21 protein-coding genes are annotated in these 18,039 nt (G+C 68.2%); 4 read left to right on the top strand and 17 right to left on the bottom strand.

Going from position 1 to position 18,039, the window contains the following annotated elements; translation table 11 throughout:
- Window positions 1–18: 18 nt before the first annotated feature.
- The 13 genes from EJI01_RS01045 to sctV all read right to left on the bottom strand — a co-directional run bounded on the left by EJI01_RS01045 (window position 19) and on the right by sctV (window position 11,877).
- Window positions 19–1,059, bottom strand: coding sequence for an EscU/YscU/HrcU family type III secretion system export apparatus switch protein (locus EJI01_RS01045; RefSeq protein ID WP_126835256.1), 1,041 nt, complete (start codon window positions 1,057–1,059; stop codon window positions 19–21).
- Between the two features lie 6 nt (window positions 1,060–1,065).
- The gene (gene sctT, locus EJI01_RS01040) at window positions 1,066–1,848 is read right to left on the bottom strand and encodes a type III secretion system export apparatus subunit SctT (protein ID WP_126835255.1); all 783 of its coding nucleotides are present in this window, start codon (window positions 1,846–1,848) and stop codon (window positions 1,066–1,068) included.
- 11 nt (window positions 1,849–1,859) lie between these two features.
- Complete coding sequence (locus tag EJI01_RS01035) at window positions 1,860–2,345, bottom strand: serine kinase (protein ID WP_126835254.1); 486 nt, start codon at window positions 2,343–2,345, stop codon at window positions 1,860–1,862.
- Complete coding sequence (locus tag EJI01_RS01030; protein WP_126835668.1) at window positions 2,342–3,673, bottom strand: FliI/YscN family ATPase; 1,332 nt, start codon at window positions 3,671–3,673, stop codon at window positions 2,342–2,344. Before EJI01_RS01030 ends, EJI01_RS01035 begins: the two co-directional genes overlap by 4 nt.
- A 32-nt stretch (window positions 3,674–3,705) precedes the next feature.
- Entirely contained in the window at window positions 3,706–4,344 is a 639-nt protein-coding gene (gene sctL, locus EJI01_RS01025) for a type III secretion system stator protein SctL (RefSeq protein ID WP_126835253.1), read from the bottom strand.
- On the bottom strand, window positions 4,326–5,000 hold the full coding sequence (locus tag EJI01_RS01020) for a SctK family type III secretion system sorting platform protein (RefSeq protein ID WP_126835252.1): 675 nt from the start codon (window positions 4,998–5,000) through the stop codon (window positions 4,326–4,328). The genes sctL and EJI01_RS01020 overlap by 19 nt, the downstream gene beginning before the upstream one ends.
- A complete protein-coding gene (sctJ, locus tag EJI01_RS01015; RefSeq protein ID WP_126835251.1) occupies window positions 4,997–5,764 on the bottom strand; it encodes a type III secretion system inner membrane ring lipoprotein SctJ in 768 nt (255 codons plus the stop codon). The genes EJI01_RS01020 and sctJ overlap by 4 nt, the downstream gene beginning before the upstream one ends.
- A complete protein-coding gene (locus EJI01_RS01010; RefSeq protein ID WP_126835250.1) occupies window positions 5,761–6,174 on the bottom strand; it encodes a hypothetical protein in 414 nt (137 codons plus the stop codon). The genes sctJ and EJI01_RS01010 overlap by 4 nt, the downstream gene beginning before the upstream one ends.
- Window positions 6,175–6,234: 60 nt before the next feature.
- Window positions 6,235–6,438: a hypothetical protein gene (locus tag EJI01_RS01005; protein WP_093108715.1), complete on the bottom strand. Its 204-nt coding sequence runs from the start codon at window positions 6,436–6,438 to the stop codon at window positions 6,235–6,237.
- A 131-nt stretch (window positions 6,439–6,569) separates the two neighbouring features.
- Complete coding sequence (locus tag EJI01_RS01000; protein WP_126835249.1) at window positions 6,570–7,742, bottom strand: FHA domain-containing protein; 1,173 nt, start codon at window positions 7,740–7,742, stop codon at window positions 6,570–6,572.
- Window positions 7,743–7,746: 4 nt separating this feature from the next.
- The gene (gene sctC, locus EJI01_RS00995) at window positions 7,747–9,507 is read right to left on the bottom strand and encodes a type III secretion system outer membrane ring subunit SctC (RefSeq protein WP_126835248.1); all 1,761 of its coding nucleotides are present in this window, start codon (window positions 9,505–9,507) and stop codon (window positions 7,747–7,749) included.
- Window positions 9,504–9,770 carry a type III secretion system export apparatus subunit SctS gene (gene sctS / locus EJI01_RS00990; protein ID WP_126835247.1) on the bottom strand — a complete coding sequence of 89 codons (267 nt, stop codon included), beginning with the start codon at window positions 9,768–9,770 and terminating at the stop codon, window positions 9,504–9,506. The genes sctC and sctS overlap by 4 nt, the downstream gene beginning before the upstream one ends.
- Before the next feature lie 34 nt (window positions 9,771–9,804).
- Window positions 9,805–11,877 (bottom strand): type III secretion system export apparatus subunit SctV, encoded by a 2,073-nt coding sequence (sctV, locus tag EJI01_RS00985; protein ID WP_126835246.1) that lies wholly within the window; start codon window positions 11,875–11,877, stop codon window positions 9,805–9,807.
- 295 nt (window positions 11,878–12,172) lie between these two features.
- On the opposite strand from sctV, the gene sctQ reads away from it, so the two are divergent.
- A complete protein-coding gene (gene sctQ / locus EJI01_RS00980; RefSeq protein ID WP_126835245.1) occupies window positions 12,173–13,255 on the top strand; it encodes a type III secretion system cytoplasmic ring protein SctQ in 1,083 nt (360 codons plus the stop codon).
- A 25-nt stretch (window positions 13,256–13,280) separates the two neighbouring features.
- Entirely contained in the window at window positions 13,281–13,940 is a 660-nt protein-coding gene (gene sctR, locus EJI01_RS00975) for a type III secretion system export apparatus subunit SctR (RefSeq protein WP_126835244.1), read from the top strand.
- 30 nt (window positions 13,941–13,970) lie between these two features.
- On the opposite strand, the gene EJI01_RS00970 is transcribed toward sctR, so the two are convergent.
- The 3 genes from EJI01_RS00970 to EJI01_RS00960 form a co-directional block, all read right to left on the bottom strand.
- Complete coding sequence (locus EJI01_RS00970; protein WP_126835243.1) at window positions 13,971–14,414, bottom strand: VOC family protein; 444 nt, start codon at window positions 14,412–14,414, stop codon at window positions 13,971–13,973.
- A 431-nt stretch (window positions 14,415–14,845) separates the two neighbouring features.
- Complete coding sequence (locus EJI01_RS00965; RefSeq protein ID WP_126835242.1) at window positions 14,846–15,253, bottom strand: RidA family protein; 408 nt, start codon at window positions 15,251–15,253, stop codon at window positions 14,846–14,848.
- The gene (locus EJI01_RS00960) at window positions 15,250–15,948 is read right to left on the bottom strand and encodes an FMN-dependent NADH-azoreductase (protein WP_126835241.1); all 699 of its coding nucleotides are present in this window, start codon (window positions 15,946–15,948) and stop codon (window positions 15,250–15,252) included. Before EJI01_RS00960 ends, EJI01_RS00965 begins: the two co-directional genes overlap by 4 nt.
- Before the next feature lie 88 nt (window positions 15,949–16,036).
- Here EJI01_RS00960 and EJI01_RS00955 point away from each other — a divergent pair, with 88 nt between their 5' ends.
- Window positions 16,037–16,981: a LysR substrate-binding domain-containing protein gene (locus EJI01_RS00955; protein ID WP_126835240.1), complete on the top strand. Its 945-nt coding sequence runs from the start codon at window positions 16,037–16,039 to the stop codon at window positions 16,979–16,981.
- On the opposite strand, the gene EJI01_RS00950 is transcribed toward EJI01_RS00955, so the two are convergent.
- A complete protein-coding gene (locus EJI01_RS00950) occupies window positions 16,959–17,318 on the bottom strand; it encodes a DUF1428 domain-containing protein (RefSeq protein ID WP_126835239.1) in 360 nt (119 codons plus the stop codon). The genes EJI01_RS00955 and EJI01_RS00950 overlap by 23 nt on opposite strands.
- A gap of 328 nt (window positions 17,319–17,646) precedes the next feature.
- Here EJI01_RS00950 and EJI01_RS00945 point away from each other — a divergent pair, with 328 nt between their 5' ends.
- On the top strand, window positions 17,647–18,030 hold the full coding sequence (locus EJI01_RS00945) for a DUF427 domain-containing protein (RefSeq protein ID WP_126835238.1): 384 nt from the start codon (window positions 17,647–17,649) through the stop codon (window positions 18,028–18,030).
- The last annotated feature ends 9 nt before the right edge of the window (window positions 18,031–18,039 follow it).

Raw genomic sequence — 18,039 nt, 5'->3', positions numbered from 1 at the left:
GTTCTGTTCGCGCCAGCGTCAGGCGCCCGCCTCGCCGCCCTGCGCCCAGCGCAGCAGCTTCGCCACCGGCGCATAGAGCGAGCGCGGGATCGGCTGGTCCACCGGCACTTCGTCGTAGAGGCGATCGGCAAGCGAGGGCTCGAACTCCATCGGCACCAGGCCCTCGCCCGCGAAGCGGCGGATCTGCGCCGCGACCTCGCCTTCGCCGCGCGCGATGACGCGCGGCAGGTCGTGTTCGCCGAGGTACTGCAGCGCGATCGCCGTGCGGGCCGAGTGGATGACCGCCGAGGCGCCGCGCACGCGGTCGGCGAGGCTCGCGTACACGGCCTCGAAGTGCGCCGTGCGCCGCCGCGACTGGTTGATCGGGTCGCCTTCGACCTCCTTGTATTCCTGCCGCAGGTCGTCGATCGACATGCGCTGCTGCTTCATGAATTCGTAGTGCTCGTGCGCATAGTCGACCAGCGCCATCAGCGCATAGATCACCATCGCCCAGACGAAAGCGATCAGCACCATGTGCGCCGACACGCTCATGATGGCCGGCGGGCGGATGTAGCCGAGGTTGAGCGCGGTGTCGAGGAAGCTGCGCACCACCACGTACATCAGCACAGCCAGCAGCACCGTCTTGACGACCATCTTGACGAGGTTGACGAGGTTGCGCGTGGAGAAGATGCGCTTCGCGCCCTCGGCCGGATTCATGCGGTTGGCGTCGGGCTTGATGCGCTCCCACGCCGCCACGCCGCCGACCTGGAACAGCGAGCCGGCGATGCCGGCGAAGGCGGCGATGGCGGTGATCGGCAGCGTGCCCCACAAAAGCGCCTCGCCGGTGTGCAGCAGCAGTTCGCCGAAGCGCTGGTCGGGATTGGCGAGCAGCGTGGCGCTGGTCGCGTGCAGCCACAGTTCGCGAAGCAGGCTGTAGAGTGCCTCGCCGCCCATCCACATCGCGACGATCACCACCGCGAACACCAGCGTCGACGCGACGTCGGCGCTGAACACGACCTCGCCGCGCTTGCGCGCGTCGCGCAGGCGCTTCGGGGTCGGGTCCTGGTTCTTTTCCGCCATGGCCTGCTAGAGCGTGGCGCGCAGAAAATCGAGCACGCTGTTCTCCGGCCGCAGGAATTCCTGCAGCGACTCGTACACGAAGAAGACGAAGAGCAGCATCATGAAATGGGCCAGGATGCTCTTGAGCGGCTGCGAGATGACGAACACGTTGAGTTGCGGCGCCACCCGCCCCACGAGGCCCATGCCCAGCTCGACCAGCAGCAGCACGAAGATCACCGGCGACGCCAGCTTCACGATCCACAGGAAGAGCGTGTCGCCCTGGCGGATCGCGAACTGCTCCAGCACCGCGCCCACGTTCGGGAAGAAGGAGCCGACCGGCCACAGCCGGTAGGAATCGACGATCACGCCCAGCATCGCGAGCAGCCCGCCGGCCGAGACGAAGAGCGTGATCACCATCCAGCTGAGGAACTCGCCCGTGGGACCGTTCTCATGGCCCGCCACCGGGTCGAAGAAGGAGGCGTTGGCCGAGCCGGTCTGGAAGTCGATCAGGTCGCCCACGCTCTGGATCGCCCAGATGAAGATGCCGAAGCCCAGCCCGAGCATCAGCCCGATGAGCGCTTCCTTGCCGGTGATGAGGATCCACATGCCGACCGACGCCGACGGAATCTCGCCGGCCGCGGGCGACATGAAGATCGCCAGCATCAGCAGCAGGCCATTGCGCACGATGCCGGTGAGCATCCCGCCCGAGAGAAAGGGCACGACCGCAAAGATCGCGAACAGCCGCGGCAGCGTGAGCACCACGGACGAGAAGAAGCTCTCGATGGCGGCGAGTTCGAGGCTGCTTTCCATGCCGCTCTTCCCTAGATCGCGCGGCGCGCGAGCCAGGCCTGCGTGGTGGCCTCCTCGGACGCGTCTTCCTGCCGAAGTTCCTGCATGCGTGCATGCTCGGCGCGCTCGCGCTGCTGCATGCACTGCGCCTTCTCGACCTCGCCGCTCGCGGCGCGCAGCGCCTGGCGGCTTCGGGCAAGCAGCTCTTCGTGCTGCGCATGCGCCGCGCCCGCCTGCACGGCCGCGGAGCCGGCCTTGGCGATCTGCGCGTCCAGGGCGCCGCTCCACGCACCCGCCACGCGCAGCTGCGCCACGTTGCACTGGCCGCTCGCGAACGCACCCTGCAAGTCCTGCCAATGGCTGGCCTTGCTCTCCAGCTCCTGCCGATGCCGCTCCTCGGCCTGCTGCAGTTCGGCAAGGCTGCGCGCCGCGGCCTCGCGCTCGCGCGCGACCACGCCCATCGCGGCGGTCTTCTGGCGCTCGCGCACGGCGATCAGCATCTTCCAGTCGACGCTCATCGGCGGCCTCCGGAACCGAGGCGCGCGAGCGCGGCCACGGTGTGCTCGAAGGCGACCTGGCTCTCGGGCGATTGCGACAGGAAGTCGATCATCGCGGGACGCGCCTGGATCGCCTGGTCGGCCAGCGCGTCCGCACCTTGCTTGTACTCGCCGATCTGGATCAGGAGCTCCATTTCCTGGTACTTCGCGAGCAGGCCGCGCGCGTGCGCGGCCGCATCGCGGTGCGCGCGCGAGGCAACCAGCGGCATCACGCGGCTGATGCTCGCCAGCACGTCGATGGCCGGGTAGCGGTTGGCGGCCGCGAGCTTGCGCGACAGCACGATGTGGCCGTCGAGGATGGAGCGCACCTCCTCGGCGATGGGGTCGTTCTCCTCGTCGCCTTCGGTCAGCACCGAGTACACGGCGGTGATGGAGCCGGTCGTGCCCTGCCCTGCGCGCTCCAGCAGCTGCGGCAGCATCGAGAAGATCGACGGCGGGTAGCTGCGCCGCGTGGGGGGCTCGCCGCTCGCGAGGCCGATCTCGCGCTGCGCACGCGCGAAGCGCGTGAGCGAATCCACGAGCAGCAGCACCTTCTTTCCCTGGTCGCGGAAATGCTCGGCGATGGTGGTGGCGACGTAGGCCGACTTGATGCGCTCCATGGGCGGCCGGTCGGAGGTGGAGACCACCATCACCGTCTTCGCGAGGCCTTCGGGGCCGAGGTTGTGCTCGATGAATTCCTTCACTTCGCGGCCGCGCTCCCCGATCAGCGCGATCACGTTGACCTCGGCCGTCGAGCCGCGCGCGAGCATGCCCAGGAGCGTGCTCTTGCCCACGCCGGGCGGCGAGAAGACGCCGACGCGCTGGCCTTCGCCGAGCGTGAGCAGGCCGTCGACGGCGCGGATGCCGGTGGCCAGCGGCGCCGCGATCATGCGGCGCGCCAGCGGACTCACCGGCTCGCGGTGCACCGGCTGCTGCGCCACGGCGCCGAGCGGGCCGTGCTCGTCGATCGGCTGGCCCAGCGCATCGAGCACGCGCCCGAGCAGCGGCGCCCCGACCGGGCAGACATGGCCGCGGCCGGTCGGCAGCACCTCGGTCAGCGCCGAGATCCCGGTGATCGGCCCCAGCGGCGTGAGGATGGCCGTGTTGTTGCGGAACCCAACGACTTCGGCAAGCAGCGGCGGCTCGCCGGGCGTGACCAGCTCGCACAGCTCCCCTACGTGGGCCTGGATGCCGGTGGCGTCGATCAGCATGCCCACGGCCTTGCTCACGCGCCCGCGCATGGCCACCGGCGTGACGCGGCCGAAGGCCTGCTCCAGATCGGCCACGATGCCGAGGGCGGCATCGGACATCGCGTTGCCGGCGAAATCGCTCGAGGTCTGCATCAGCGCCGCCCTCCCGCGGGCGAGGCCAGGCCGCCGCGCTCCACCGCGCGGCGGAAGGCCTCGAGTTGCGCATCGACGCCGATTTCCAGCACGCCGGTCGAGGTCTGCACCACGCACGCACCGGCGGGCAGCGACGCATCGGGCGTGAGATTCACGGTCATGCTCCAGTTGGCTTGCTCGCGCAGCCGATGCAGCAGGTCGCGCATGGTCGCTTCCTGCGCCGGCGCCACGCGCACGGTGATGAAGGGCTCGGTGCGCAGCAGCGCCTCGACGCGCACCAGCGCACTGCGAAAGAGGATGGCGGGGTCGACCTCGGAGATGAACTGGCCCACCGCCTTCACCACCAGCTGAGCCATCGACACGCGCAGCGCCTGCAGCTGCCGCTCGGCAGCCATGCTCTCGGAGACGAGCTGCTTCGCATACTCGGCCTTCGCACGCTGCAGCCCTTCGTCGTAGCCCCTGCGCAGGCTGGCCTCGGCCTCCTGCTCCGCCTGCGCGACGATGCGGCCCGCTTCCTGGCGCGCGCTCTCGACCACGGCCGATGCGTCGAGCAGGGCCGCGTACTCGTTCTCCTTGAGGACCTTGCGCTCGCTCAGGAGCTGCAGGTTCTCCGTGGTGATCAGAAAAGCCAGTCCCATTGGGGCAATCTTTCGGGAACGATGCAGGACAGCATCAACTCGTGGACCTGGCGCGCCTGCGGCGGCTCGAACTGCGGCACGCTCAGGGCGCAGACGCGGCGCGGCAGCTTGTATTGCAGGCGGCGCAGCAGGGAGTCGCCCTCCGGCGCGACCATGCCCACCAGCAGCCGGTAGCCGCGTTCGACCACCACGCGGCCGGCGGCCAGCGGCCTCTGTTCGAGCGCGGAGTGGTTCATGCGCAGCTCGGTCAGTTGCGGCACGCGGTCGAGCAGGAAGTCGACTGCGTCCTCGTCGAAGCGGCAGGCCTGGCGCCGGACCTGGTAGCCGACGCCGCCGCGAATCCTGAAAAGCGGCAGGTGCGCGCTGAAACCCAAGTAGGCCGCAAGCCTGCGCAGCGCTCCCCCATCGAGCAGCGCCAGGCGCTTGACGCGCGAATCGAAGTTGAAGTCGGCGGCCGTCGCGAAGGCGCCCGGGCCGCGCTGCAACAGGCCGGCCAGCACCGCCCGCCCGCCCTCGCCCAGCCGCGCCGGCAAGCGGTGCGGCGCCGGCCAGTTCGCGGGCAGCCAGCTCGGATGCAGGTCGAGCTCGGGATGCAGGTTGAAGCGCGTCACCAGGCGTACCAGGTCCATCGGGCTGCCTGGGGAAGCGCTTTTCATCGCCGGAATACCTGGCTGCGAGCCCAGCTGCGCCAGTCGAGGCCCTGTCGCCGCAACAGGCCGGGCAGCGCCATGAGGCAGAGCACCGCCGCTGCGAGCAGGCCCAGCAGCACCATCGCGGTCTGGGTGGAGAACAGGCCCAGCACCGCCGGCCGCGCCGGTGCGCCGCCCGCGGCCGGCGCCACGGAGAGCTTGCGGGCCTCGAAGAGCGAGAGCGACACTTGGTCGTGCGTGAGGCCCTCGATGCCATGCGCCACCATGTCCTTGACGGCCGGCGCGAGCAGCCGCAGGTCGACGTCGGGCCGGTGCTTGATGAAGACGGCGGCCGACGAAGGCCGGATCTTCTCGGAGAGCGGGTCGTTGGCCGGGATCACCACGTGCACGCGCGCGGCCACCACGCCGTCGACATTGCGCAGCGTCTGCGAGAGCTCCTGCGACACGGCGTAGATGTAGCGCATGCGCTCCTCGGACGGCGTCGAGACCAGGCCCTGCTTGCGGAACACCTCGCCCATGCTGGAGTAGCGCTCGCCCGGCAGGCCCTGGTTGCGCAGAACGTCGAGCGCCTGGCTGAGGCGGCCTTCGTCCACGTCGACCTGCCAGGTGCTGCCTTCGAGCCGGGCCTTGGACGAATCGATGCCCTCGTTCGCCAGCGCGGCGACGATCTCGTTGGCCTCCTGCTCGTTGAGGTTGGAATAGAGCGCGACCTTGCAGCCGGCCAGCGCGAAGACCAGGGCGAGTGCCGCAAGCCAGCGGAAGTGTTTCATTGCTGGTTCTTCAGAAGCGTGCCGAACAGGCTCGTGGCGGCGCTCGCCAGGCCGGTGGAGACGTGCATCTTGGCGAACATCATGTGCGCCTCCATCGAGTGGTCGGTCATCACGAACATGGTCTTGATGGGGTCCGAGAGATCGACGGACTCGAGCATGCTGCGGCGCAGGTCCTCGTAGGAGCGCACGTTGCCCGAGAACTGCGCGGCCAGCGACTTGGCGGCGTCGCCGATCGCGCTGGGCCCGGCCACGGTGGTGGGCGGCGCCTGCACGCCGTTCATCATGTTGGCGAACATGCGCGTGTCGCCCGGATCGAAGCGCGACGGCCCCGCCGTCTGTTGTGCGGCCGCGGGGCCTGCAAGCTCAGCCGGCGGCGCTGCGACGGCGGCCGAGGCGATGGGATCGGTCATGTTCAACTCCTGGAAAAAGGCCCGCACGAGGCCGGCGCCGGCGTCGCGCGGGCACGGCCATCAGGACGACTTCGCCGACTGGCGGATGTCGTTGCCGGTGGTCTTCGCCACTTCGCCGCCGGCAGCGCTCGCGCCGTTCACCGTGTGCGCGGTGGAGGCCGCGCCCTGAATGGCGGTGGAGGCGGTCATGCTGGCGGTCATCAGGCGGGCGTTGTCGGCGGCGGCCTGCTGCATCTGCTGGATCGAGGTGTCAACTGCGCTCATGCGATTACTCCTGGTTGGGTTGCTGTTTCACTGGGGTTTGAAAGACGCTTCGTCCTCGGACGAAGCCATTCCGTGCAGCGGCGCGAACGCAGCCGCTGCACGAAATCGGGGTCGGCACGGGTGCCATCTCGTCACCTCGCCGGCTTGTTGTTGGGAACGCCGCCGCTCAGGACCAGCCCATCGGCCTCGATGCGCTTGAGCTCGGCGCCTGAACGCAGCACCGATCCCTCGTAGTAGCGGTTGCCGTTGGACAACTGGATATGGCGCAGGCCGTTGCCGTCTTCGGTGATGCTCACCATGCGGGCCGGCAGCAGGCCCTGCCATCCATCCCAGTTCGCGCGCATCTCGGCGTCCTTGTCGACCTGCTGCGCCTTCTCGCGGTACTGCACCTTGTCCGACACCAGCACCGAGGGGTGCAGGTCCTCGCTGAGCCGCCGGATCTTCTGCCGCACCGACGAGTCCTCGACCGTGCCGCTCAGCACCAGCCGGCCCTGGCCGGTATAGCTGACCGCCACGCCCGGGTCGCCGACATAGCGGCGCGCCTGCTCGACCATCTCCTCGGCCGAGTGCACGTTGACGGCCACCTGGCGGCCGAAAGGCTCCATCGCGCGCTGCAGCGTGTCGCGCCGCTGCTTCGATTCGACATAGCCCTTGACGTTGAAGAGCCCGCCCGGCGCAGCCACCACCTCGACTTCCGGAAACGGCACCAGCGCGCGCTCGACTTCGGCCAGGTTGACCTGCCCGGGCGTGCCGCCTGCTCCGCCGCGCTGGCCGGCGACCCACACTGCTGCCATCGCGATCGCGGCGAACAGCACCACGATGCCGCCCACCCAGTAGCCGACGAGCCGTTCGCGCTGCAGAGGCGCCCGCCCGGCCGCGTGCATGCCGGCATGCACGTCGTTCGGCGGCGCGAACATGCGGTCCTCGCGCGCCGCGGCGGAGTAGCTGCGGTCGAGCTGGAAATCGATCTGGCCCACGCTCACGATGTCGCCGGCCACCACGCTGCGGCGCGGCTGGTGCATCTCCTCGCCATTGAGCCTTGCACTCGCCGTGCCCAGCCGCTGCATCGACACCACCAATTCTCCGACGGTGAACACCAGGTGGCGCGGCAGCACGTCGCCGCCGGGCAGCATCACCTCGCACTCGCCGCCCGAGCCCAGCACGTTGATGCCGGGCTTCAGGGCGATGGTGCGGCCCTTCACCGCGCCGCTGAGGAAACGCACGCACCAGCCCACGGCCGGCACGGCCGCCTCGGAGGCCTCGTGGCCGAGTTCCGCGTCGCGGTCGGTGCCGGCTCCGTTCACGTCCTCAGCCCCCCGCCGCCGGCGTCGGCGGCAACGGCAGCAATGGCGCCGCGGCAGTGGCGCCGGGCGTCACCAGCCGCGGCGTCAGGAGGTAGAAGCGCTCCATGTTGATCTGCTTCTTGTCGGAGTACTTGAAGAGGCTGCCGACACCCGGAATGTCCTTCAGCACGGGAACGCCGGTCGTCGCATTGCTGCGCTCCTCCGACGAGTAGCCCGCGATCAGCAGGCTCGCGCCCTCGTCCACCAGCGCCTGCGTGTTGACCGTGCGGCGGCGCACGATCGGGATGCGGTCCACGGCCTGCGCGCTGAGGTCGCCGTCGACGATATCGATGGACATCATCACGCCGCGCCCCGCCTTCTCGTCGATGATGAGCGGCGTGACGCGCACTGCGGTGCCGGCTGTGATGCTGAAGAGGCCCGCGTCCTGAAAGCCATCGACGCGCACGTAGAACTCGCTCAGGTTCTCCAGCACCGCCTCCGTGTTGTCCAGCGTCATGACCTTGGGCCTCGCCACGAAGTTGGCGTCGCCGTTGGTCGCGAGCGCGGTCACGCGCGCGAGCAGGTAGTTGCGCGCGCTGTTGCCGATGGCCGCAGTGAACATCGCGCCGAGTGGCGTGACCGGCTGGCCGTTCGCGTTCACGCCGCCGATCTGGCCGGCCTCGCTGGTCGAGCCGTCCCAGGTGAGCGGACTGCGGTCGCCGCGGCCGGTCTGGAGGTCGCCGTGGCGGCCGTGCAGGCGCCAGTCGATGCCCAGGCTGCTGAGCGTGTCGGAGCTGATGTCCATGATCGTCACTTCGATCTCGATCAGCCGCGGGCGCACGTCCATCGATTCGATCAGCTTCGCGTACTGGTTCATGCGGTCGGGCGTGTCGCGCACGAGAACCGCGTTCATGCGCGTGTCGGCCTGGAACTGCGGCAGTTCGCTACCCATTCCTCCCGGCATGCCGCCGAGCGAAGAGGCGCCGTCGCCGTTGATCGGCGAGAGGCCCGAAATCTCGACCTTCGGCGCGTTGATCGACTCGCCGCTGCGCAGCTTGACCTGCCGGTTGGGGCCGACCGAAAGCGTCGCGCTGGTGCCGCGCGCGCCCGGCCCGCCGCTCGACAGGTTGCCGCTCGCGCGGCCATAGAGGCTGCGCAGCACGTTGGCCACACCCGGAATCACGGTCTCCTTGCCCGAGCGGTTGATCCTGAAGTCCGAGGCCCACGCGTACTTCAGCGGAAAGAGCCGGATCTCCGCGCCGTCGGCCATCGCGCTGCGCTGGTCGGCCAGCTTCACGGCCTGGCGGACCATCTCGACGTAGCGGCGCGGGCCGGTCACGTAGACGCTCGCATCCTTGGCGCTGATCGACAGCGGGTAGCGCTCGTCGGAGATGCGCAGGCGCACCAGCGTCTCGGCGATGCGCTCCGCGTTGTCGGCGGCGATCGGCAGCACCTCGCTCTTGGCGTCGCTCGCGAGGTCGATGAAGAGGAAGGCACCGTCGAAGTACCAGGTGAGCCCGTTGACCGAGCAGACGCTGTTGAGGATGTTCTGCGCCGGCCCCGAGAACTTTCCGCTGATGACGCCCGTCACCTTGGGATCGATCACCGCGGTGATGCCCTGCGAGGCCGCCAGCTCCCGCAGGAAGTCGGGCAGCGGCTTCTCGTTGGCGACGATCTGGAACGGGCGGTTGTTCCAGCGCAGCTCCGCCGCCATCGCCCGCTGCGCGCCGGCGAGGAAGAGCGCTGCCAGGGCCAGCAGCATCAGCGCGTGCAGCGTTCGGCTCATTGCAGCTGCGTGAGCGTATGGAACGCCCGCTCCGCGAAGCGCACCATGTCGCCGCCCAGCCAGCCCGCGGTGACGATGATCGCGACCATCACGGCAATCAGCCGGATCGATTGGCCGATGCTCTGGTCCTGCACCTGCGTGACAGCCTGCAGCACGGCGACGACGAGGCCGGTGACGGTCGACACCACCACCACCGGCAGCGAGATCCAGAGCACGAGCATCAAGGCCTCGCGGGTGATGTCGAGGATGTTCTGCGGGGTCATGAAGCGATTCGGCGGAAGAGACGGGATTCATCGGTCAATGGGCTTGCGGATTGGTGACCCAGCCCACCGGCTGCAGGGCCACGTCTTCGTCGACTTCCTGGTAGGAAAGCACCGGAAGCGTCGGCGCCACCGGTTCGATCAGGGTCTTGACGTAGCGGCGCACGTCCGACGAGGCGATGGCCACCACGCGGTTGGCCGTGGAGCCGAGGATGCGGCGCACCTGCTCCCGGATGTCCTGCGTGACCGCAGGGCTCAGGAGCAGGAGGTTGCCGCGCGGCGATCTCTCGACCGCGTTCTGCACGCGCTCCAGCAGGCTGGACTCGAAGAGGATCGCCTCCAGCTGCCGGTTCGCGCCGACGTAGCGGCTGGTGATGTAGCGCCCGAGGTCGATGCGAACCAGTTCCGTGAGTGCGATCGAGTCCTGCTCCTTGGCGGCCCAGATCGCGAGGCTTTCGAAGATCGCGTGCAGGTTGCGGATCGGGATGCCTTCCTGCAGCAGCCGGCGCAGCACTTCCGCGATGCGCTGCGCAGAGGCCACGCGCGAGACCTCGGCCGCGAGCTCGGGCGCATCGCGCTGCACCGAGTGCAGCAGGCGCTGCACCTCCTGCAGGCCGATCAGCTCGCGCGCGTTGCGGCGCACCGCGTGGTCGACGTGGAGGCCGATGACCTCTTCGCTGTTCCAGGTCTTCAAGTCCGCATCGGCACGGGGCACCCACAGCACGCGGGCGAAGGGTCCGAAGGGCTCGGCAACTTCCGCATCGGCCGGCGCAGCAGCGGTTTCCGAAGGATCGAGCATCTGCCAGCCGGGCCTGAGCGTGCCGCGCGCCACCGCGACGTCATGCACCAGCACTTGGTAGTCGTAGGGTGCGGGCAGATCCCAATAGCCGAGCTGCAGGCGCGGAAAGATCGGGCCGAGATCGCTCTCGACGGCCGTCTTCACCGTCGACAGGTGACTGTCGAGCACATGGCGGTCCACCAGTCCGCGCAGGCCGCTGGACAGGCGCACGGCGAGCGGCGCGGCGATCGCGTGGTCGCTCTCGCTTTCATCGGAGGCCACGCCTTCGCGGTGCGAGATCCAGTCCGGCGTATTGCGCTGCCTGCGCAGCATGCGCATCGTGAACCCCAGGCCCAGCAGGATCGCCGCCAGCAGGCCGAACACCCATTTCGGGAAGCCCGGAACGACTAGGAAACTCGCCACCGCCAGGCCCGCGATGATCAGCGCGCGCGGATGGGCCATCAGCTGGTCGCCGATCTGGTTGGCCAGTTGCGCATCGCGGCGTTCGCCCGTGCCGACGCGCGTGATGACGATGCCGGCCGCGATCGAGACCAGCAGCGACGGGATCTGGGAGACCATGCCGTCGCCCACCGTCAGGATGGCGTAGCGCTGCAGCGCACCGCCGAGGCTCATGTCGTGCATCAGCGTGCCGATGGCGATGCCGGCCAGGATGTTGATCAGCGCGATGACCATGCTCGCGATGGCGTCCCCCTTCACGAACTTCATCGCGCCGTCCATCGCGCCGTGCATCTGCGACTCCTGCTCCAGCAGCTGGCGGCGCTTCTGCGCCTGCACGGAAGACAGCACGCCGGCGCGCACGTCGGCGTCGATGCTCATCTGCTTGCCCGGCATCGCATCGAGGGCGAAGCGCGCCGCGACCTCGGCTACGCGCTCCGAGCCCTTCGCGATCACGATGAACTGCACGATCGCGATGATGAGAAACACGACGCCGCCGACCACCACGTTGTTGCCCACGATCAGCTTGCCGAAGGTGTCGATGATGTGGCCCGCGTTCGCCTGCAGCAGGATCAGCTTGGTCGACGCGATGTTGAGCGCGAGCCGGAACAGCGTGGTGAAGAGCAGCAGCGAGGGAAAAGTCGAGAGCGACAGCGCCGAGGGCACGTACATCGCCACGATCAGCAGCACCAGGCTGATCGCCAGATTGCACGCGATGAGAAAGTCCAGGAGCGGCGTCGGCAACGGCAGCACGAAAAGCGCCACCACCACCACCAGCAGGCCGGCCAGCAACAGGTCGTTGTAGCGGCCTGCATTCACGAGGCGATCGCGCATGCTGCCGCGGGGCGTTCGAAGGGGTCGCGCGGGGCTCGCCATGCGTGCTGGGCCTCGTGGGGGTTCTTGGGTGTTATGAATCGAAAGGTTTCGAAAACTGAACCGAACGTGAATTTGTTCACGTCGCGACGCACTCTAAGCGGCGCGATCCGGTCACGACAACCACGAGTTCTCGTAGGCGCGAAGGCGCTGTCGCGCGCAGGGCACTACGCATTTGCGTACTACCTGCAATACCTTCATTTCGCTAAGCTGCGCCTCCCGATGCGGGCTGCATACGCGTGGCGCCGAGGAATGTGGACAGTGACTGAACGTAGCGATTTGTTCAACGAAAGCGTGAATGCCGACGCGGGCTGAGGACGCGGCGACGGAGCTCGGCGACGCGCCTGCGCTGCCTCGCGCAACGGTTGCCTGCGTGCACGCGCTCAATCGGCTCTACGACAGCGCGCGGCCGCGGGAATTGGTATTGCGCAACGTCGGCTATCGCCTTCAGTGGATCCACGACCCTGTCATCGGCCACGGCGCGCGAGAGAGCTATCGATTCAGGATGGGAACGCAAGTCGGCCACCTCGCGCTGGACGCGCCCAGCACGCAGGCGCTGCTCGGCGAGCGCCGCAGCGACCTGCTGCCGCGCGATCTGCGCTACATCCTGCTGGCCGACGCGCTGCATCCGATCGTCGACGCGCTCGAGAAGGCGCTGCGACTGCATTTCGAATGGCAGCCGCCCGAGGCCGAAGCCCGGGACACGGTGCCGGGCGATCCCGAACGCGCGGCCTTCTTCGTCGCCACGGCCGCCGATGAGGGCGCGACGCTGCGCGGCTTCGTGCAGTTCGAGGACGACGCCGTTTTCGATGCACTCGTGCCGGCCGGCACCATGCCGCGCGTCCTGCGAGCGACGCACTCCTTCGACACGCTGCGCCTGCCGCTCGGCTTCACGATCGGCAGCACGCCGATCCAGCTGCGCGAGATCACGAGCATCCGGGCAGGCGACATCATCGGCATCGAGCAATGGAGTTCCTCCGGCGCGGCGATCGTCGTCAGCGCCGAACTCGGCGGCCCCTCGGGCTTTCGTCTCTTCGCCTTCGCCGAAGGCTCCCGGATCACCGTTCAGCAATCCATCGACAGCGCCATGAAGCAAGACCCCGCAGCCCAATCCCAGGACGCCGACGCCAGCGTCAACCTCCCGATCGATCGGCTCGATGCGCTGGAGGTGACGCTTCGCTTCGAAGTCGGCGACCTGTCGCTCACGCTCGGGGAACTGAAGAGCATCCGCGCCGGCCACGTGTTCGACCTCGGTCAGCCGCTCAACCGCAGCCCGGTGCGCATCCTCGCGCACGGCAACGTGCTGGGCAAGGGCTACCTGGTCGCGGTGGGCGACCGCCTCGGCGTGCGTGTGTCGGAGTTCGCGCCCGGCGAAGTCTGAAGAGCGCACACCACAGGCGACCCCGATGCAAGGCGGACTCCCCGAACCTCTCACGCTCGTCGCGCTGATCGTCGCGTTCGGCGTCGCGCCCTTCGTGGCGCTGATGGTGACCAGCTATACCAAGCTGGTCATCGTCTTCGGCCTGCTGCGCACGGCGCTGGGCCTGCAGCAGACGCCGCCCAACATGGTGCTCAACGGCATCGCGATCATCCTGTCGGTCTACATCATGGCGCCGGTGGGCATGGACGTCGGTGACGCCCTGAAGAGCCGCAGCTTCGGCGCCAAGGGCGAAGGGCTGAACGACATCGTCGCGGTGATCGATGCCGCCAAGGCACCGCTGAAGGAGTTTCTGCAGAAGCACACGCACGAGCGCGAGCGGCAGTTCTTCCTGAAGTCGGCCTCCAACATCTGGCCGAAGGCGCGCGCGGAGCGGCTGCAGGCCGACGACTTCATGGTGCTGGTGCCCAGCTTCACGCTCAGCGAGCTGACGCGAGCCTTCCAGATCGGCTTCATCATCTACCTGGTGTTCGTGGTGGTGGACCTGATCGTCGCCACCGTCCTGCTCGCGCTCGGCATGTCGATGATCGCGCCGACCACCATCTCCCTGCCCTTCAAGCTGCTGCTGTTCGTGATGCTGGACGGCTGGACGCGGCTGGTGCACGGGCTGGTGCTGTCGTACCGCTGAGGCCGTTCTCGCTCTGCAAAAAGGTGGGCGTCACCTGGCGAAGAGCATCTCGATGTCGGCGAAGGCCTTGACCTCCAGCGCATTGCCGGAGGGATCGAGGAAGAACATCGTGGCCTGCTCGCCGGGCTCGCCCTTGAAGCGGATGTACGGCTCGATCACGAACTCGACGTCCTGCGCCCTCAGACGAGCCGCCATCGCTTCCCATTCGGCCATCGGCAGCACGATGCCGAAGTGGCGCACCGGCACGCCATGGCCGTCGACTGCGTTGCGCTGCGCCACGCCCGTCTCGCCGGGCGCGAGGTGGGCCACGATCTGATGGCCGTAGAAGTTGAAGTCGACCCAGTCGTCCGCGCTGCGGCCTTCGGGGCAGCCCAGCAGCTCGCCGTAGAACTTGCGGGCCAGCGCGATGTCGTGCACCGGGAAGGCCAGGTGGAACGGGGACATCATGGCCGGGTTGGTTGTAGGAGTCAGCATGGCGGAGGGCTCTGCGTGGATGAAGATGCGTGATCCTAGCGCGCGGCGGCGCCCTCCGCATCGGCGCGATAGCGTCGGCGCAGCGCGTGCTCTTGGCCGATGCGTTGACCTGGCCGAGCCCGCGAGCTTGCTGGCGCAGCTGCGCGGCCCACAACGGTACAGGCTAGGGCCTGTTAACGCTATTTGCGGGGATCGCGTTGCCCAGCCAAGGGGCTGGATGCAAGGCGCCCGCGCGCGGCAAGGCTTGCGCCTTGCAAGCGCGGGCAACGCCGCAGACGGCCCCTTGGCTGGGCAACCCGGAGGGAAGGCCTGCCAGGGCGCGCCACTCGGCGTTGCGCTCCTTGTGCGTGCCGACGCACGCACGGCGTCGCGCGCCTTGATTGGCCCGCCCTGGCAGGCCTTCGCGACCCCGCAAATAGCGTTAACAGGCCCTAGGCTGGCACCACCGCCGTGGCCTCGATCTCGAACAGCATGCCGTCGAGCGCCAGGCGCGGCACCGGAACGAGCGTGCACGCCGGCTTGGGTGCATCGCCCCAGACGCGATCGAGCTCGGCACCGAACACGTGAAGCCGCTCCTCGGTGTGATCGACCACCAGCACCAGCAGTCTCGCGACGTGCGTGACCTCGGCACCGGCCGCCGCGAGCGCCACGCGCATGTTGGAAAGGGCCTGGCGCACCTGCGATGGATAGTCGGGCGGCAAGCTGCCCTCGGCCGTTTCGCCGCCCTGCCCCGCAACGAGCACGAGCCGGCTTCCGGGCGGGACGATCGCCAGGTGCGAATAGCCGTTGGGTGCCGGGTCGTAGAGGCCGGGCGGGTTGATGAGCTGAATGGTGGTCATGCGTTTTCCATGAGTAGTTGATCGGAATGGGCCGAGAGCTTGCCGACCAGGCGATCGACGGCGAGATCGGCCTCGGCGAGCGATCGTGCCAGCTGCTCGCCGCCGAACTCGTCGTACTCGACGGCCACTTCGTGTACCTCGCGGATGCCGATGTAGCCGAACACCGAGCGCACGCTGGCCTCCGTATGGTTGAGGTGCGCGATGCGCTGGCCTCGGCCGTAGCCGAAATCGCCGCGCGAGCCCAGCAGCACCAGCCGCTTGCCCGCATCGGCCAACAGGGGCCAGTAAGGCACCTCGCCGCGCGCGCGGTCGAAGCCGAAGGTGCGGCCCACGCGCACGATGTTGTCGATGTAGGCCTTGAACTGCGCCGGCACGCCGAAGTTGTACATCGGCAGGCCGACCACGATGAGGTCGGCGGCGATGAGCTGGTCGACCAGACGATCGCTCTCCGCAAGCACTTCGTGCATCCACGGCTCGCGCGCGGCCGCCGGCGTGAACGCGGCATGGATCCAGGGACCCGTGACATGCGCGGGCGGCGACTGGCCCACATCGAGGTGATCGATGCGGTCCGCAGGCCGCGCCGCGTGCCAGCGTTCGACGAAGCGCGCCGAGAGCCTGCGGGTGTGGGAACCATGGGGATCGATGCCGGAGCGGCCCGGCCGCGCACTGGCGTCGATGTGCAGAAGCGTGGTCATGAAAGGGTTTTTCCTTGGTGCTATGGATGAATCGAAGTATTCAATCTATGGTTGCGCAGCCCTTTCCACAAACGATGATTTCTTCCAGATGAATGAGTTGGTTTCACCTGTGCGGCGAGCGCGGCGGCTGCCGCCGCTGTCGTCGCTGCGCGCCTTCGAGGCGGCCGCGGCGCACCTGAGCTTTCAGCGCGCGGCGGCCGAGCTCTCGGTCACGCCCACCGCCATCAGCCACCAGGTGCGCGGACTCGAGAGCGCCCTGGGCCAGCCGCTGTTTCGCAGGCTCACGCGCCAACTGGCGCTCACGCCGGCCGGGCTGCGCCTGTTCCATGCGCTGCGCGAAGGCTTCGACACGCTCGAGGCCGGCGTGCATGCGCTGCGCGACCGCGCTGCAGGCGACACGGTCACGCTCACGACCAACACCGCTTTCGCGGCCAAGTGGGTGCTGCCGCGCATGGCGGCCTTTCGCGCCGCCTGCCCCGGCATCGAACTGCGCTTGCACGCGAGCGATCTGCTGGTCGATCTTGCGCGCGGCGATGCCGATCTCGCGATCCGGTCCGGCAGCGGCGGCTGGCCGGGCCTGGCGACGATAGAGCTGATGCCCGAGCGCTATGCGCCGGTGTGCAGTCCCCTGCTCGGACTGAAGCGCGTGCAGGAGTTGCCGAAGCACCGGCTGATCCACTGCGACTGGCAGCCGCAGGCGCGCGCGCCGGCGGTGTGGCCGCGCTGGTTCGAGGCGGCCGGTATCGCCGCGAGCAAGTCGCGCACGACACGCGCCGGCTCGGGCCTCTCGTTTTCCGACGAAACGCACGCGCTGCTCGCCACGCTGGCGGGCCACGGCGTGGCCCTGCTGAGCCTCACGCTGTGTGCAGAGGAGTTGCGAAGCGGCGCGCTGCTGCAGCCCTTCGGGCCCGCGCTCGCCACCGGCAGCTATTTCCTCGCAGCCGCCGAAGGCCGCGAGCGTGAACCGGCGGTCCGCGCTGTGTGGCAGTGGATCGCCGGCCAGGCCGGACTCAAAGCTCGACGATCGGGCTGAAGCCGCCCCAGAACATGCGCTTGCCGTCGAAGGGCATGCTCTTGGGATCCATCATGTCGTTCAGGCGCGGATCGCTCATTACCTTGGCGTTGACTTCGTCGCGATGCTGGCGCGACTCGAACACGATGTACGAAAAGATCACGGTCTCGTCGTCCTTCAGTTTCACGGCCTGCGGAAATGACGTGACTTCACCGGACTTCACATCGTCGGCCACGCATTCGCGGTATTCGAGGGCGCCATGCTCGCGCCAGATCTTTCCTGCCTTGGTCGCGATCTCGCGGTACTTCTCGATATTGCTCTTGGGAACGGGAAGGACGTATCCATCGACATAGGACATTCGAAATCTCCTTGGGGTTGGGATGAAACACAGAACCTGCTGGTTCAGTATAAGCCGGCTTCGACGCCGGTTTCAAGTCCCCGCAACTCTGTGCCGAAGCTCTTGGGAAAGGTGTAGGAAAACATCCCGCGGCCTTCCGGCGGTCCAACATGTCCCCCGCGCCCGTGGACAAGCTTGTGGAAAACTGCACTGGGAACTTTTTAGATCGTTGCCCCGCAAGGCCTGCGCCCGGATTGCCTCCGGAAGCAGCAGTGGAACACTTGACAAGCAGGAAGTGTCATCCGATCGCCCATACCCTGGCCGCCGCCGTTCAACGAGGGACAGACACATGCAGGAAAAACCCGTGAAGATTCCCGGCCCGGACCATCCGATCACCATTGCCGCGAACCCCGCGCGCGTGGTCGTGAAGGCCGCAGGCCGCGTCATCGCCGACACGCGCGCAGCGTTGACGCTGCGCGAAGCGAGCTACCCTGCCGTGCAGTACATCCCGCGCAAGGACGTGGACATGTCGCTGCTCGCGCGCACCGAGCATGCCACCTACTGCCCCTTCAAGGGCGACTGCGCGTACTACAGCATTCCCTCGGCCGGCGGAAAAGGCGCGAACGCCGTGTGGACCTACGAGCAGCCCTACGAGTCGGTCGAGCAGATCAAGGACCACCTCGCCTTCTATCCCGACCGCGTCGACGCGATCGAGGAAAGGACGCAGGGCTGAACGGGCGTC

The organism is Variovorax sp. MHTC-1 (assembly GCF_003984645.1).
Taxonomy (GTDB): domain Bacteria; phylum Pseudomonadota; class Gammaproteobacteria; order Burkholderiales; family Burkholderiaceae_C; genus Variovorax.
Note: the sequence above shows the minus strand (reverse complement) of the source record. Positions and strands in the feature narration are given on the sequence as shown.

Bases quoted from the DNA above. Each gene is read 5' to 3' on its own strand.
- EJI01_RS01045 (WP_126835256.1), bottom strand. From the start codon at position 1,059: ATGGCGGAAAAGAACCAGGACCCGACCCCGAAGCGCCTGCGCGACGCG.
- sctT (WP_126835255.1), bottom strand. From the start codon at position 1,848: ATGGAAAGCAGCCTCGAACTCGCCGCCATCGAGAGCTTCTTCTCGTCC.
- EJI01_RS01035 (WP_126835254.1), bottom strand. From the start codon at position 2,345: ATGAGCGTCGACTGGAAGATGCTGATCGCCGTGCGCGAGCGCCAGAAG.
- EJI01_RS01030 (WP_126835668.1), bottom strand. From the start codon at position 3,673: ATGTCCGATGCCGCCCTCGGCATCGTGGCCGATCTGGAGCAGGCCTTC.
- sctL (WP_126835253.1), bottom strand. From the start codon at position 4,344: ATGGGACTGGCTTTTCTGATCACCACGGAGAACCTGCAGCTCCTGAGC.
- EJI01_RS01020 (WP_126835252.1), bottom strand. From the start codon at position 5,000: ATGAAAAGCGCTTCCCCAGGCAGCCCGATGGACCTGGTACGCCTGGTG.
- sctJ (WP_126835251.1), bottom strand. From the start codon at position 5,764: ATGAAACACTTCCGCTGGCTTGCGGCACTCGCCCTGGTCTTCGCGCTG.
- EJI01_RS01010 (WP_126835250.1), bottom strand. From the start codon at position 6,174: ATGACCGATCCCATCGCCTCGGCCGCCGTCGCAGCGCCGCCGGCTGAG.
- EJI01_RS01005 (WP_093108715.1), bottom strand. From the start codon at position 6,438: ATGAGCGCAGTTGACACCTCGATCCAGCAGATGCAGCAGGCCGCCGCC.
- sctC (WP_126835248.1), bottom strand. From the start codon at position 9,507: ATGAGCCGAACGCTGCACGCGCTGATGCTGCTGGCCCTGGCAGCGCTC.
- sctS (WP_126835247.1), bottom strand. From the start codon at position 9,770: ATGACCCCGCAGAACATCCTCGACATCACCCGCGAGGCCTTGATGCTC.
- sctV (WP_126835246.1), bottom strand. From the start codon at position 11,877: ATGGCGAGCCCCGCGCGACCCCTTCGAACGCCCCGCGGCAGCATGCGC.
- sctQ (WP_126835245.1), top strand. From the start codon at position 12,173: ATGCCGACGCGGGCTGAGGACGCGGCGACGGAGCTCGGCGACGCGCCT.
- sctR (WP_126835244.1), top strand. From the start codon at position 13,281: ATGCAAGGCGGACTCCCCGAACCTCTCACGCTCGTCGCGCTGATCGTC.
- EJI01_RS00970 (WP_126835243.1), bottom strand. From the start codon at position 14,414: ATGCTGACTCCTACAACCAACCCGGCCATGATGTCCCCGTTCCACCTG.
- EJI01_RS00965 (WP_126835242.1), bottom strand. From the start codon at position 15,253: ATGACCACCATTCAGCTCATCAACCCGCCCGGCCTCTACGACCCGGCA.
- EJI01_RS00960 (WP_126835241.1), bottom strand. From the start codon at position 15,948: ATGACCACGCTTCTGCACATCGACGCCAGTGCGCGGCCGGGCCGCTCC.
- EJI01_RS00955 (WP_126835240.1), top strand. From the start codon at position 16,037: ATGAATGAGTTGGTTTCACCTGTGCGGCGAGCGCGGCGGCTGCCGCCG.
- EJI01_RS00950 (WP_126835239.1), bottom strand. From the start codon at position 17,318: ATGTCCTATGTCGATGGATACGTCCTTCCCGTTCCCAAGAGCAATATC.
- EJI01_RS00945 (WP_126835238.1), top strand. From the start codon at position 17,647: ATGCAGGAAAAACCCGTGAAGATTCCCGGCCCGGACCATCCGATCACC.